General features: G+C 71.2%; 13 protein-coding genes. 5 read left to right on the forward strand and 8 right to left on the reverse strand.

All coding sequences use genetic code 11. The features are described 5' to 3' along the window. Positions 1-26 precede the first annotated feature (26 nt). The 8 genes from B5P21_RS12535 to B5P21_RS12570 form a co-directional block, all read right to left on the reverse strand. Positions 27-1,325: a thymidine phosphorylase gene (locus B5P21_RS12535; protein WP_045526963.1), complete on the reverse strand. Its 1,299-nt coding sequence runs from the start codon at positions 1,323-1,325 to the stop codon at positions 27-29. Then, a complete protein-coding gene (locus B5P21_RS12540; protein ID WP_094171219.1) occupies positions 1,322-1,753 on the reverse strand; it encodes a cytidine deaminase in 432 nt (143 codons plus the stop codon). Before B5P21_RS12540 ends, B5P21_RS12535 begins: the two co-directional genes overlap by 4 nt. Then, positions 1,750-3,054 carry an ABC transporter permease gene (locus tag B5P21_RS12545; RefSeq protein WP_094171220.1) on the reverse strand — a complete coding sequence of 435 codons (1,305 nt, stop codon included), beginning with the start codon at positions 3,052-3,054 and terminating at the stop codon, positions 1,750-1,752. The genes B5P21_RS12540 and B5P21_RS12545 overlap by 4 nt, the downstream gene beginning before the upstream one ends. Beyond that, positions 3,051-4,412: an ABC transporter permease gene (locus B5P21_RS12550; RefSeq protein ID WP_172457211.1), complete on the reverse strand. Its 1,362-nt coding sequence runs from the start codon at positions 4,410-4,412 to the stop codon at positions 3,051-3,053. Before B5P21_RS12550 ends, B5P21_RS12545 begins: the two co-directional genes overlap by 4 nt. Then, positions 4,409-5,950, reverse strand: a complete 1,542-nt coding sequence (locus B5P21_RS12555; RefSeq protein WP_045526957.1) for an ABC transporter ATP-binding protein — start codon at positions 5,948-5,950, stop codon at positions 4,409-4,411. Before B5P21_RS12555 ends, B5P21_RS12550 begins: the two co-directional genes overlap by 4 nt. A gap of 81 nt (positions 5,951-6,031) precedes the next feature. After that, positions 6,032-7,126 (reverse strand): BMP family lipoprotein, encoded by a 1,095-nt coding sequence (locus tag B5P21_RS12560; RefSeq protein ID WP_045526955.1) that lies wholly within the window; start codon positions 7,124-7,126, stop codon positions 6,032-6,034. Between the two features lie 150 nt (positions 7,127-7,276). Continuing rightward, a complete protein-coding gene (locus B5P21_RS12565; protein WP_045526953.1) occupies positions 7,277-8,350 on the reverse strand; it encodes a BMP family lipoprotein in 1,074 nt (357 codons plus the stop codon). 74 nt (positions 8,351-8,424) lie between these two features. Next, entirely contained in the window at positions 8,425-9,546 is a 1,122-nt protein-coding gene (locus tag B5P21_RS12570) for a mannose-1-phosphate guanylyltransferase (RefSeq protein ID WP_045526952.1), read from the reverse strand. 117 nt (positions 9,547-9,663) lie between these two features. Here B5P21_RS12570 and B5P21_RS12575 point away from each other — a divergent pair, with 117 nt between their 5' ends. The 5 genes from B5P21_RS12575 (at position 9,664) to B5P21_RS12595 (ending at position 14,560) form a co-directional block, all read left to right on the forward strand. Continuing rightward, a complete protein-coding gene (locus B5P21_RS12575; protein ID WP_045526950.1) occupies positions 9,664-10,839 on the forward strand; it encodes a glycosyltransferase family 4 protein in 1,176 nt (391 codons plus the stop codon). A 142-nt stretch (positions 10,840-10,981) separates the two neighbouring features. Further along, positions 10,982-11,416 carry a succinate dehydrogenase, cytochrome b556 subunit gene (sdhC, locus tag B5P21_RS12580; RefSeq protein WP_080939281.1) on the forward strand — a complete coding sequence of 145 codons (435 nt, stop codon included), beginning with the start codon at positions 10,982-10,984 and terminating at the stop codon, positions 11,414-11,416. Between the two features lie 2 nt (positions 11,417-11,418). Continuing rightward, positions 11,419-11,883, forward strand: a complete 465-nt coding sequence (locus B5P21_RS12585; protein ID WP_045526948.1) for a succinate dehydrogenase hydrophobic membrane anchor subunit — start codon at positions 11,419-11,421, stop codon at positions 11,881-11,883. 33 nt (positions 11,884-11,916) lie between these two features. Further along, complete coding sequence (gene sdhA, locus B5P21_RS12590; protein ID WP_045526946.1) at positions 11,917-13,740, forward strand: succinate dehydrogenase flavoprotein subunit; 1,824 nt, start codon at positions 11,917-11,919, stop codon at positions 13,738-13,740. Between the two features lie 58 nt (positions 13,741-13,798). Next, positions 13,799-14,560, forward strand: a complete 762-nt coding sequence (locus tag B5P21_RS12595) for a succinate dehydrogenase iron-sulfur subunit (RefSeq protein ID WP_045526945.1) — start codon at positions 13,799-13,801, stop codon at positions 14,558-14,560. The last annotated feature ends 38 nt before the right edge of the window (positions 14,561-14,598 follow it).

Raw genomic sequence — 14,598 nt, forward strand, 5'->3', positions numbered from 1 at the left:
ATCACGCGACGGCGGCCGGTCCCGGATCAGCCCTCGGCGGTGATGCGCTCCCGCACGAGCGGGCCGCGCGCGACGTGCTCCTCCGCGTCGCCGACCCGGTACGCGCCCTCGAGCGACTCCAGCGCGCGGGCGAACCGCTCCGGCTCGTCGGTGGAGAGCGTGAACAGCGGGTCGCCGCGGCGGACGCGGTCCCCCGGCTTCGCGTGCAGGTCCACGCCCGCGGCGTGCTGCACGGCGTCACCCTGGCGCGCGCGTCCGGCGCCGAGGCGCCACGCGGCGATGCCGAACGGCAGGGCGTCCTGCTGCACGAGCACGCCGTCGCGCTCCGCGGTGACCACGTGGTTCTCGCGGGCGACGGGCATCGCGGCGTCCGGATCCCCGCCCTGGGCGCGCACGGTGGCGCGCCACGAGTCCATGGCCCGGCCGTCGCGGAGGGCGACGTCGACGTCGGCATCGGGGATCCCGACCGCGGCGAGCATCTCCCGCGCGAGCGCGAGCGTGAGCTCCACGACGTCGGCGGGGCCGCCGCCCGCGAGCACCTCGACGGACTCGCGCACCTCGTTGGCGTTGCCGATGGCGAGGCCGAGCGGCACGTCCATGTCGGTGAGGAGCGCGGTGGTCCGCACGCCGGCGTCGGTGCCGAGCTCGACCATGGTGCGCGCGAGCTCGCGCGACCGGTCGATGTCGGTCATGAAGGCGCCGCCGCCGAACTTCACGTCGAGCACGAGCGCGCCCGTGCCCTCCGCGATCTTCTTGCTCATGATGCTCGAGGCGATGAGCGGGATCGCCTCGACCGTGCCCGTGGTGTCGCGCAGCGCGTAGAGGCGCTTGTCGGCGGGGGCCAGCCCGCTGCCGGCCGCGCAGACCACGCCGCCGTGGTCCTTCATCTGCTGCACCATCTCCTCCGTGGAGAGGTCGGCGCGCCAGCCGGGGATCGACTCGAGCTTGTCGAGCGTGCCGCCCGTGTGGCCGAGGCCGCGGCCGGAGAGCTGCGGCACGGCGACGCCGTAGGACGCGACCAGCGGCATGAGCGGGAGGGTGATCTTGTCGCCCACGCCGCCCGTGGAGTGCTTGTCGACCGTGGGCTTGCCGAGTCCGGAGAAGTCGAGCGTCTCGCCGCTCGCGATCATGGCGAGCGTGAGGTCGCGGATCTCGGTGCGGTCCATGCCGCGCAGCAGGATCGCCATCGCGAGCGCCGCCATCTGCTCGTCCGCGACGTAGCGGTCGGTGTAGGCCGCCACGAGCCAGTCGATCTCGGCGGTCGAGAGGCGGCCGCCATCGCGCTTGGTTCGGATCAGGTCGACGACGTCGAACGCGGCGCTCACGAGCGGTCCCCGTACGCGGTGAGCGTGCTCGGCCCGAACGCGTCGGGAAGCACCTCGTCGATGGTCCGGATCCCCGACACGGTCTCCAGCAGCATGCCCGGCACCGCGTGCTCGAACAGCAGCTGCCGGCAGCGCCCGCACGGCATGAGGATGTTGCCGGCGCCGTCCACGCACGTGAAGGCCACGAGCTGGCCGCCGCCCGTGAGGTGCAGCACGGAGACGAGCGCGCACTCGGCGCAGAGCGTGAGGCCGTATGAGGCGTTCTCCACGTTGCAGCCGGTGATGACGCGGCCGTCGGTGGCGATCGCCGCGACGCCCACGGGGAACTTCGAATAGGGGACGTACGCGCGGCCCATGGCCTCGTGCGCGGCCTCGCGGAGGGATCCCCAGTCGATGCCGCCCGACCCCACGGGCTCCACGGCGCTCACGACTTCACGTAGGGCTTGCCGGCGGCGGCGGGTCCGCGCACCTGCCCCACCAGTCCGGCGACCGCGGCGATGGTCACGACGTACGGCAGCATCAGCATGAACTCGCTCGGCACGGGCGACCCGATGACGCCGAGGACGTTCTGCAGGTTGCTCGCGAAGCCGAACAGGAGGGCCGCGAGCGTGGCGCGCAGCGGATCCCACCGGCCGAAGATCACGGCGGCCAGGGCGATGAACCCGGCGCCCGCCGTCATCTCCTTGTTGAACGCGCCGACCGAGCCGAGCGTGAAGAACGCGCCGCCGAGGCCCGCGATCGCGCCCGCGAGGGACACGTTCCAGAACCGGGTCGCGGAGACCTTGATGCCCACGGTGTCGGCCGCCTGCGGGTGCTCGCCCACCGCGCGGAGGCGCAGGCCCCAGCGCGTGTGGAAGAGGCAGTACCAGACGAGGAACACGGCCACGTACATGACGTAGACGATGATCGTCTGCCGGAAGAGCACCGGTCCGATGATCGGGATCTGGCCGAGGATCGGGATGTCGACGCGGTCGAAGCGCGGCGGCGAGTTGAGGGTGCCCGGGTCGGCCGAGAGCACCTGCGAGAACAGGAAGCTCGTGAGGCCGGTGACCAGCACGTTGAGGACGACGCCGACGATGACCTGGTCGACCAGGTACTTGATGGCGAAGGCCGCGAGCACGAACGACACGAGCATGCCGGCGACCATCGCGGACGCGAGCCCGATGAGCGGCTGCCCGGTGATCGAGGCCACGACCGCGGACACGAACGCGCCCGCCAGCAGCTGGCCCTCGATCGCGACGTTGACGACGCCCACGCGCTCCGAGAGCACGCCGCCGAGCGCGCCGAAGATGAGCGGGACCGACAGGGCCACCGTGCCCACCAGGAGGCCGGGCACCGGGATCGTCTGGCCCGCGGACGCCCAGGTGAGGAACGCGACCAGGAACAGGATCGCGAACACGGCGGTGAACCAGAGCGGCACCTTGGCCGACCGGCGCACCAGCACGGCGGACACCACGGTGAGCGCGGCCAGCACCACGGTGACGGCCACGCCCGTGGCGGCGGTCGGCAGCACGAGCGGCGCGAGCTGGATGAGGTCCGTGCTGGTGGAGAGGCCGAACGTGCTCGACCCCTCCCGGCGGAACAGCACGAACAGGACGAGCGAGATCACGGTGAAGACGCCGAAGGCGACGGGCGCCTTCCAGCTGGTCGCGACGGCGCGCTCGAGGGCGGCGGCCGCGGGGTCGTGCGGCGCGGGTGACGCCGACTGCGTGGGGGTCGTCGCGGTCATGAGGCGAGCGCCGCCTTCCGGATCCGGGTGGTGCGACGCGCCTGGCCCGGCGCGGGCAGGCGGAAGACCGCCCGCACGAGCGGGGGCGCCGCGATGAACAGGACGATGAGCGACTGGACGACCACGACGATGTCGATGGGGACGCCCTCGGCCGCCTGCATCGAGAAGCCGCCGGCCTTGAACGCGCCGAACAGGATCCCCGCGACGAAGACGCCCCACGGCCGGCTGCGGCCGAGCAGCGCCACCGTGATGGCGTCGAAGCCGATGCCCGCGTCGATCCCCGAGCTGAAGCCCGTGGTGACCGTGCCGAGCACCTGGCTCGCCCCGGCGAGGCCCGCGAGCCCGCCCGAGATGAGCATGGCGTAGAGGTAGGAGTTCTTCACGTCGATGCCGGCGACCCGCGCGGCGCTCGGGTTCTCGCCCACCGCGCGGAACCGGAAGCCGAGGCCCGAGCGGTTGAGGAGGTACCAGACGATCACGGTCGCGAGGACGACCACGAGGAAGCCCGCGTGCAGCGAGTACCCGTCGCCGAGGAGCGCCGGGAAGATCGCGGTGTCCTGCATCGCGGGCGTCTTCGGGTTGTTCGACCCGGGCGCCTGCAGGAGGCCCGGCGTCCGCAGCAGGTAGGAGATCAGGTAGAACGCGACGTAGTTGAGCATGATCGTGACGATCACCTCGTGCGCGCCGGTGCGCGCCTTGAGGAGGCCGACGATCCCGCCCCAGACCGCGCCGCCGACGATGCCCGCGCCGACGGCGAGCACCAGGTGGATCACGGGCGGGAGGTCGAAGCTGAAGCCGACCCAGCCGGCGCACGCGGCGGCGATGAGCATCTGGCCGCGGGCGCCGATGTTGAACAGGCCCACGCGGAACGCGAGCGCGACGCCGAGGCCGGCCGCGATGAGCGGGGTCGCGAAGGTCAGCGTCTCGGTGAGCGGCTTGATGCCGTTCGCGAAGCCCGGCCGGCGGAAGTTGTAGATCGACCCCTGGAAGAGCGCGGAGTACGCGCCCGAGGCGGCGTCCCATGCGGCCCGCAAGGTGTCCGTGGGGCGTTGGAAGAAGTATCCCGCCGCCTTCTGCGTCTCCTCGTCGGTGACCGCGATGAGCAGCGCGCCGACCACGAGCGAGAGCACGACCGCGAGCACCGACAGCAGCGCGCTGCCGGAGGCGATCTCGCGGAGGACCTGGCCGGCGCGGGATCCCCCGTCGCCGTCGGCGGTCGCCGCGGCGGGCACGCCCGCGGGCGCCTCGGCGCGCGTGGGGTCGCCCACGGATCCGGCCTCGCGACCGGAGGCGGGCAGCTGCCCCGCGGACGGGTCCTCGGGCCCCTGGCCCTCGGGACGAGTGGTGTCGTCGGTCATGCGGTGCGCCCTCCGGCGGTCGTGGGGGTGGGGACGGATGCGGGGACCTCGCCGGCCATCATGAGGCCGAGCACGTCGCGCGGGGTGTCGCCCGGGACGATGCCGACGATGCCGCCGCGGTACATCACGGCGATGCGGTCGGCCAGCGCCGCGACCTCGTCGAGCTCGGTGGAGACGACGATGACGGGGAGGCCGCGGTCGCGCGTCTCGACGACGCGCGTGTGCACGAACTCGATGGATCCGACGTCGAGGCCGCGCGTGGGCTGCGCCGCGACGAAGAGGCGGAGGTCCCGGCTGAGCTCGCGGGCGAGCACCACCTTCTGCGCGTTGCCGCCGGAGAGCCGGCCGACGTGCGTGTCGATGCCCTGCGTGCGGATGTCGAACTCGCGCACGCGGTCGCGCGCGAACTCGTCGAGGTAGCCGAGCTTCAGGGATCCGGCGACGACGAACGGCGGGCTGTCGGACCGGTCGAGCATGAGGTTCTCGGCGATGGTGAACTCGGGGACGAGCCCGTCCTCGTTGCGGTCCTCGGGCACGAAGCCCACGCCCGCGTCGAGCACCCGGCGGACGGAGCGGCCGGTGAGGCGCGTGCCGTCGAGGTCGATGGTGCCGGACACGCGCGCCTGGAGCCCGAGGATCGCCTCGGTGAGCTCGGTCTGGCCGTTGCCCTGCACGCCCGCGATGGCGAGGATCTCCCCCGCGTGCACCTCGAAGCTGACGCCGTCGACGACGACCTGGCCGGCCGCGTCGATCACCGTGAGGTCGCGCACCACGAGCGCGGCGTCGCCGGGCGTGGCCGGCTCCTTCGCCACCGTGAGCGACACGCTCCGGCCGACCATGAGCGACGCGAGCTCGGCGTTGCTGGCGGTGGGCTCGGCCTCGCCGACGACCTTGCCCAGCCGGATGACGGTGATGCGGTCCGCGACCTCGCGCACCTCGCGCAGCTTGTGGGTGATGAAGACGATGCCCGTTCCGGCGTCCCGCAGCTGCTTCATGATGACCATGAGCTCGTCGGTCTCCTGCGGCGTGAGCACGGCGGTCGGCTCGTCGAACACGAGCACCTCGGCGTCGCGCGACAGGGCCTTGATGATTTCGACGCGCTGCTGCACGCCGACGGGCAGGTCGGCGACGAGCGCGTCGGGATCCACGTCGAAGCCGAAGCGGGCGGAGATCTCGCGCACCTTCGCGCGGGCGCCGGCCAGGTCGAGCCGACCGCCGAGCTTCGTCTCCTCGTGGCCGAGCATGACGTTCTCCGCGACCGTGAAGACGGGGATGAGCATGAAGTGCTGGTGCACCATGCCGATGCCGGCCGCCATCGCGTCGCCGGGTCCGGCGAAGCGGGCCACCCGGTCGTCGAGGAGGATCTCGCCCTCCTCCGCCTGGTACAGGCCGTAGAGGACGTTCATCAGCGTGGACTTGCCGGCGCCGTTCTCGCCCAGGAGGCAGTGGATCTCCCCCGGCTGGACAACGAGGTCGATGTGGTCGTTGGCGACCAGGGCGCCGAAGCGCTTGGTGATGCCCCGCAGTTCGAGCTTCATCGGATCAATCCTGTCGGTGGTTCGGGTGGACACGCGGCGGGGGGACCGGCGCCTGCCGATCCCCCCGCGGTGCGTTCGATGCTACTTCGTAAGCGACGACGGCGACTCGACCGCGATCGAGCCGTCGATGATGCCGGCCTTGATCGTCTCGAGCTCGCCCGAGAGGTCCGACGGGACCTCGGACTCGTAGTCGTGGAACGAGGCGATGTCCACGCCGCCGTTCTTGAGCGTGCCCACGTAGGGCGTGGCGTCGAACTTGGCGTCCGCCGCCGTCTTCACGACGTCCTCGACGCCCGCGTCGATGCCCTTGAGCACCGAGGTGAGGAAGAGGTCCTTGAGGTCGGGCGCGGTCTCGTACGCGTCGGAGTCGACGCCCACCATGACGACCTTCTTGTCGCTGGAGTCGCGGATGGCCTCGCCGGCGCTGAGGAAGATCGGTCCGCCGACGGGCATGATGACGTCCGCGCCCTGGTCGATGAGGGTCTGGGCCGCGGTCTTGGCCGTCTGGTTGGCGACGAACTCGCCGGTGAACGACCCGCTCTGGCTCGCGACGTCCCAGCCGATGGCCTTGACGTCCTTGCCCTTCTGCTCGTTGTAGTAGTTCACGCCGTCGACGAAGCCGTCCATGAAGATCGTGACGGTCGGGATCTGCAGGCCGCCGAAGGTCCCGACCGTGGCGGTCTTCGAGTAGGCCGCCGCCGCGTAGCCCGCGAGGAACGCGGCCTCGCTGGTGTTGAAGGTGATGGGCTTGACGTTCGGGGCGTCGATCGAGGCGTCGTCGATGATCGCGTACTCGATCTCGGAGTTGGCGGCCGCCGCCTCCTTGGTGGCGTCCGCCAGCAGGAAGCCGACGGTGACGATGAGGCCGCAGCCCTGGTCGGCGAGGTTCGTGAGGTTCGGCGCGAAGTCGGTCTCCGCGGCGGACTCGACCGTCTTCGGGGTCTCGAGGCCGAGGTCGGTGGCCGCCCTGGTGAGGCCCTCGAAGCCGAGCTGGTTGAACGACTTGTCGTCGAAGCCGCCGGAGTCGGAGACCATGCAGGAGACGAGGTCGCTCTTGGCGGCGCCGCCGGTGCCTCCCGCGGTCGACTCGGGGGCGGCGCCGCAGCCCGCGAGGATCGCGGTGATGCCGACGGCGGCGAGACCGCCGAGGGCGGCCTTTCGGGTGGTGATGGTCACTGTGGCCTCCAGGTGCAGCCCGGGTCAGCCGGGCGATGTGCGTTCATGTTACCCATGCACGGGAATGCATCCCGCGCCCGGATCGGGCCGCCCGGCGCAAGCGTTATCGATCCGCGACGGCCCCGAAACACCGCGGCAACACGGGCTCTGCTATGGCGTCGAGACCGACTTCACCTGCACGTCGCCGGAGACGATCCGGGCCTTCAGCGCGTCGAGCTCGGACTGCAGCTCGGGCGACACCTCGGCGGCGAGGTCGTGGTACTCCGCGAGGCCCACGCCGCCGTTCGCGAGCGTGCCCACGTAGGGCTCCGAGGAGAAGGACCCCTCCTGGTCGTCGGCCACGATGTCGACCACGGCCTGGCCCGTGTCCTTGAGCACGCTCGTGAGCAGGAGCGGCCGGTACTCGGCGGGCAGGGTGTCGTAGCCGTCGTTGTCGACCCAGATGAGCTTGCCGCTGCCGTGCGCGAGGATCGCCGACGCCGCGCCCTCCCCCACCTGACCCGCCACCGGCATGATCACGTCGGCGCCCTGGTCGAGCAGGTTCTGCGTGGTGGTCTGGCCCTTCGACACGTCCTCGAAGTCGCCGGTGAAGGTGCCGTCCTGCGCGGCGGCGTCCCAGCCGAGCGCGACGACGCTCGTGCCGTGCGCCTGGTTGTAGGCGGCCACGCCGTCGACGAAGCCGTCCATGAAGAGGGTGACGGGCGGCTGGTTGCCGCCGCCGAAGGTGCCGACCTTGCCCGTCTCGCTCACGCCCGCCGCGAGGTAGCCCGCGAGGTAGGACGCCTGCGCGGTGTCGAAGACGAGCGGCTTGACGTTCGGGGCGTCGACGACCTCGTCGACGATGGAGAAGTGCACGTCCGGGTTCTCCGCGGCCGCCGCCGACGTGGCCTCCGCCAGCTCGTAGCCGACGGTGAGGATGAAGCCGCAGCCCGTGCCGACCGCCTGCTCGACGTTCGGGGCGAGGTCGGTCTCCGACGTGGACACGAGGACGTCGGCCTGGATCCCCAGCTCCTGCTCCGCGCGCTGCAGCCCCTCCCAGCTCGACTGGTTGAAGGAGCGGTCCTGCAGGCCGCCGGAGTTGGTCACCATGCGGGCGCAGTAGTCACTCGCGGCCGCCGAGGTGGCGCCGGGCTCGGGGGCCGCGCCGCACCCGGCGAGGGCCGCGGCGGAGAGGAGGGCGATGGGCAGGATGGCGGCGCGGACGACGCGGCGGGTGCGGGGCATCCCCGGAATCTAACCGGGGCGCTCCCGGCCCCTTCCGGCCGCGGAGAGCGCCTGAGGGGTTCGTTACCCCTTCGTTACAGGACGTCCGTCCCGCCGCTGAGCTTGAGCGCGTCCACCACGCTCTTGACGCGCTGCGCGTTCTCCTTCGTCGTCACGAGCAGGGCGTCGGGGGTGTCCACGACGACGATGTCGCGCACGCCGATGAGGCTGATCACGCGCTTGCTGTTGGCCACGACGATGCCGCTCGACGCGTCCGACAGGACGCGCGCGTCCTCGCCGAGGATCACGAGGTCGGACTTGCGGCCGCTCGAGTGCATCTTGGCGACGGAGGCGAAGTCGCCCACGTCGTCCCAGGTGAAGCGGCCGGGGATCACGGCGAGCGCGCCCCGGGCGGCGGCGGGCTCGGCGACCGCGTAGTCGATGGCGATCTTCTTGAGGTTCGGCCACACGCGGTCGACGACGACGCCGCGGTCGGCGGTGTCCCAGGCCTCGGCGAGCTCGAGCACGCCCTTGAGCAGCTCGGGCTCGGTGCGGCCGAGCTCCTCGAGCAGGCGGTCGGCGCGGGCGATGAACATGCCCGCGTTCCAGAGGTGCGTGCCGCCCTTCACGTAGCCGCGGGCGACGCCGATGCTCGGCTTCTCCACGAACGACGCGACCTCGAGGGCGTGCGGGGCGTCGGGGATGCTGAGCGCCTTGCCGGTGTGGATGTAGCCGAATCCGGTCGCGGGCTCCGTGGGCGTGATGCCGATGGTGGTGATGTAGCCGGCGTCGGCGGCGATGACGGCCTCGCGCACGGTGTCGCGGAAGCGGTTCGGGTCGGCGATGACGTGGTCGGCGGCGAACGAGCCGATGATGACGCCGGGCTCCCGGCGCTGGAGGATGGCCGCCGCGAGCGCGATGGCCGCGGTGCTGTCCCGTCCCTCGCTCTCGAGGACCACGTTGGGGTCGGTGAGCTCGGGGAGCTGAGCCTCGACGGCGGCGCGGTGCGCGCGGCCGGTGACCACCATGATCCGGTCCTCGCCGGACAGGGGCGCCAGGCGCTCCCAGGTGTCGCGGAGGAGCGTGCGGCCGGAACCGGTGAGGTCGTGGAGGAACTTCGGGGCGTCAGCGCGGGACAGCGGCCAGAGGCGCGAGCCCACGCCCCCCGCGGGGATCACGCTGTAGAAACGGGAGATCGCGCTCGTCTGCTCGGTCATGCGCCCACACTATCGGCACCCTGGGAAGCAGCCGGATGCGCCGAGTTCACGCGACGGCAACGGGGCGTTCACGGGTCCGCGGCGACGGCGACGGCGCCCGTCCCTAGCGTCGAGGTCATGCGCGTAGCCGTCGTCAGCGAGAGCTTCCTCCCCACCGTCAACGGCGTCACCACGAGCGTCTGCCGGGTGCTCGAGCACCTGCGGGACCGCGGGCACCAGGCCATCGTGATCGCCCCGGACGCCGGCGCCCCGTCCGAGTTCGCGGGCTTCCCCGTCCATGGCGTGCCCGCCTTCGCCTACCGCCAGTTCCCCGTCGGGATCCCCAGCCCCCAGGTGCTGCGCCTCCTCACCGACTTCGCGCCGGACGTGCTGCACGCCGCGTCCCCCCTCTTCCTGGGCGCGCAGGCCATCGCGGCCGCGACGCGCATCGACACGCCCTCCGTCGCCATCTTCCAGACGGACGTCGCGGGCTACGCGCGCCGCAACCGGCTGGCCGCCACCGCGCCGTACGTGTGGCGGCTCGTGCGCTGGATCCACCAGGGCGCCGACCTGACCCTCGCGCCCTCGAGCGCCGCGGCCGCCGACCTCGCCGCGGCGGGCGTCGAGCGCGTCGCCCGCTGGGGCCGCGGCGTCGACCTCGACCGCTACCACCCGCGCAACCGGGCCATGGAGGACGCGGTGGCGCTGCGGCACCGCGTCGCGCCAGGCGGCGAGACGGTCGTCGGCTACGTGGGCCGCATCGCCCCCGAGAAGCAGCTCGAGCGCCTCCAGGCCCTCCGCGGGATCCGCGGCGTGCGCTTCCTCATCGCCGGAGACGGCCCGAGCCAGGCCTCCGCCCGACGTGCGCTGGCGGGCATGCCCGTCACCTGGCTCGGCCGCGTGGGCGGTCGCGAGCTCGCGGCCGCGTACGCCGCCATGGACGTGTTCGTGCACACCGGCACGGAGGAGACGTTCGGCCAGACCGTGCAGGAGGCGCACGCGTCCGGCCTCCCGGTGGTCGCGCCGCACGCCGGCGGCCCGATCGACCTGGTCGACCACGGGACGGACGGGTTCCTCTTCGACCCCGCCTCGCCCCGGGACGCGCACCTGCGACGGCTCGTCGACGAGCTCGTCGGGAGCGAGCCCATGCGGCTGCGGATGGGCGAGGCCGGCCGCCGCGCGGTCCTCGGCCGCTCCTGGGCCACGATCGGCGACGAGCTCATCGGGCACTACGGCCGTGCCGTCTCAGCCCGCCGGTCGGCGCTCCAGGCGACCGACCCCGCGGGCGCCGGGCCCGTCCCCGTCGTCGCCTGATCTGGTCGCCGACGGCCCTCGCCCCCTTAGGGTGCCCTAACGGGTGACCGCGCGGACCCGGGCCGTAGACTCGACGGCGACGCGCAATGTCGGCGCGAAGGCGCTCCGCCCACGGGGCACCAGCATCAGGGAGGGTCGTTCCGTGTCCATCAAGACGGCAGGAACCCGCGAACCGCACATCGCTCGCGCACCGAAGGTCCCCGCGGGGACGCTGTACCGGGGCCGCGAGGGCATGTGGTCATGGGTGCTGCACCGCATCACCGGCGTGTCCATCTTCTTCTTCCTCCTGGTGCACGTGCTCGACACGAGCCTCATCCGCGTCAGCCCCGAGGCCTACAACGCGGTCATCGGCACCTACAAGAACCCCATCATGGGCATCGGCGAGGTCGCCCTCGTCGGCGCCATCGGGTTCCACGCGCTCAACGGGCTGCGGATCATCCTCATCGACTTCTGGCGATTCGGCGCCAAGCACCAGCGCCTCATGTTCTACGTGGTCATCGGGCTGTGGGTCGTTCTCATGGCCGGCTTCGTGCCGCGCCACCTCATCAACGTGTTCAGCGAAGCGGGATGGATCTGATCATGAGCGACATCGCACAGCAGGTGAGCATCGAGCGTCCCCGCCAGCCCCGGCAGCCGCGCAAGCAGGGCGGCGTCAACTGGGAGAAGTGGGGCTGGATGTACATGCGCGCCTCGGGCGTCGTGCTCGTCGTGCTCATCTTCGGCCACCTCTACGTCAACCTCATCAACGGCGAGGGCATCAAGGCCATCGACTTCGCGTTCGTGGGCGGCAAGCTCTCCGACCCGTTCTGGAAGGTGTGGGACATCGCGCTGCTCTGGCTCGCGGTCATCCACGGCGCCAACGGCATGCGCACACTGGTGAACGACTACGCGGCGTCGCCCCGCACCCGCACGATCCTGAAGGGCGCGCTCGTCACGTCCACGGTCGTCCTGCTGGTGCTCGGCACGCTGGTCGTCTTCACCTTCGACCCGTGCCCCGCCGGCCAGCCCGCGGACCTGCTCCCCTCCTTCTGCGGCGACCTGTAGCCCGCTTCCCCATCCGCCTCGAGAAAGAAGCCCGTGACCACTGACACCGCGACCCCCGGTTCCGAGCCCTCCGCGAGCACCATCGTGGACGGCGTCCACTACCACCAGTTCGACATCGTGATCGTGGGTGCGGGCGGCGCCGGCATGCGCGCGGCGATCGAGGCGGGACCGCAGGCGAACACGGCCGTCATCTCCAAGCTCTACCCGACGCGCTCCCACACGGGCGCAGCACAGGGCGGCATGGCCGCGGCGCTCGCGAACGTCGAGGAGGACAGCTGGGAGTGGCACACCTTCGACACCGTCAAGGGCGGCGACTACCTCGTCGACCAGGACGCGGCGGAGATCCTCGCCAAGGAGGCCATCGACGCGGTCATCGACCTCGAGAACATGGGCCTCCCCTTCAACCGCACGCCCGACGGCAAGATCGACCAGCGGCGGTTCGGCGGGCACACGGCCGACCACGGCAAGAGCCCCGTCCGCCGCTCCTGCTACGCGGCCGACCGCACGGGCCACATGATCCTGCAGACGCTGTACCAGAACTGCGTCAAGTTCGGCATCAACTTCTTCAACGAGTTCTACGTGCTCGACCTCGTGATGGCCGAGGTCGACGGCAAGGAGCAGCCCGCGGGCGTCGTGGCCCTCGAGCTGTCGACCGGCGAGATCCACGTCTTCCAGTCGAAGGCCGTCATCTTCGCCACGGGCGGCTTCGGCAAGATCTACAAGACGACCTCGAACGCGCACACGCTCACGGGCGACGGCGTCGGGATCATCTGGCGCAAGGGCCTGCCGCTCGAGGACATGGAGTTCTTCCAGTTCCACCCGACCGGGCTCGCCGGCCTCGGCATCCTCCTCTCGGAGGCCGCCCGCGGCGAGGGCGCGATCCTCCGCAACAGCGAGGGCGAGCGCTTCATGGAGCGGTACGCCCCCACCATCAAGGACCTCGCTCCCCGCGACATCGTCGCGCGCTGCATGGCGACCGAGATCCGCGAGGGCCGCGGCGCCGGCCCGAACAAGGACTACGTCTACCTCGACATCACGCACCTCGAGCCCGCCGTCATCGACGCCAAGCTCCCGGACATCACGGAGTTCGCGCGCACGTACCTCGGCGTCGAGCCCTACACGGAGCCCGTGCCCGTGCTCCCCACCGCGCACTACGCGATGGGCGGCATCCCCACGAACATCAAGGCCGAGGTGCTGTCCGACAACACCACCGTGGTGCCGGGCCTGTACGCGGCCGGCGAGTGCGCGTGCGTCTCGGTGCACGGATCCAACCGCCTGGGCACGAACTCGCTCCTCGACATCAACGTGTTCGGCAAGCGCGCGGGCAACTACGCGGCCGAGTACGTGAAGACGGTCGACTTCACGCCGCTGCCCGCCGACTCGGCCGACTTCGTGAAGGGCCTCGTCGAGGGCGCCCGGAACTCCAACGGCACCGAGCGGATCTCGACCCTGCGTCGCGAGCTGCAGGAGTCGATGGACCGCAACGCCCAGGTGTTCCGCACCGAGGACACGCTGATCGAGGTCACCAAGGTGATCGCCGACCTGCGCGAGCGGTACACGAACATCCAGGTGCAGGACAAGGGCCAGCGCTTCAACACGGACCTGCTCGAGGCCATCGAGCTCGGGTTCCTGCTCGACCTCGCGGAGGTCGTCGTCTACTCGGCGATGTACCGCAAGGAGAGCCGCGGCGGCCACTTCCGCGAGGACTTCCCGAAGCGCGACGACGAGAACTACATGGTCCACACCATGGCGTACCTCACCGGCGACGCGCACAGCACGGACGCCGGCGACCACATCAAGCTGAGCACCAAGCCCGTGGTCATCACGAACTACCAGCCGATGGAGCGGAAGTACTGACCCTCGGGTCAGCGCCGCCGCACATCACCGCATCACCGATCGGAATAGGACCGCACACGTGAGCACCGCAACCCTGGACGCACCCCCCGCGGGAGAGGCCTCGGCCATCCCCACCTTCACGGTGACCCTGATCATCCGCCGCTTCATCCCCGGCCAGGACGCCGAGCCGAGGTGGGAGGACTTCGACGTCGAGGTGTACCCGACCGACCGCATCCTCGACGCGCTGCACAAGATCAAGTGGGAGCAGGACGGGTCGCTGACCTTCCGCCGCTCCTGCGCGCACGGCGTGTGCGGATCCGACGCGATGCGCATCAACGGCCGCAACCGCCTGGCGTGCAAGACGCTGATCAAGGACCTCGACATCGACCAGCCCATCTACGTGGAGGCCATCAAGGGCCTGCCGCTGGAGAAGGACCTGGTCGTCGACATGGAGCCGTTCTTCGAGTCGTTCCGCGACGTGCAGCCGTTCCTCATCTCGAACACGAAGCCGGAGAAGGGCAAGGAGCGGATCCAGTCCGCGGCCGAGCGCGCCCGCTTCGACGACACCACCAAGTGCATCCTCTGCGCCGCGTGCACGTCGTCCTGCCCCGTGTTCTGGACGGACGGCCAGTACTTCGGCCCCGCCGCCATCGTCAACGCGCACCGCTTCATCTTCGACTCGCGCGACGAGTCGAACGTGCGCCTCGACATCCTCAACGACAAGGAGGGCGTGTGGCGCTGCCGCACGACCTTCAACTGCTCCGAGGCGTGCCCCCGTGGCATCCAGGTGACGCAGGCGATCGCCGAGGTCAAGCAGGCGATCATGCGCGGCAAGGCGTAGCGACCCCGCTCCCCCGCAGACGGACGGCCCCGCAGCTC

This window comes from Clavibacter michiganensis subsp. insidiosus, from assembly GCF_002240565.1.
In the GTDB taxonomy this organism is placed as follows: Bacteria; Actinomycetota; Actinomycetes; order Actinomycetales; family Microbacteriaceae; genus Clavibacter; species Clavibacter insidiosus.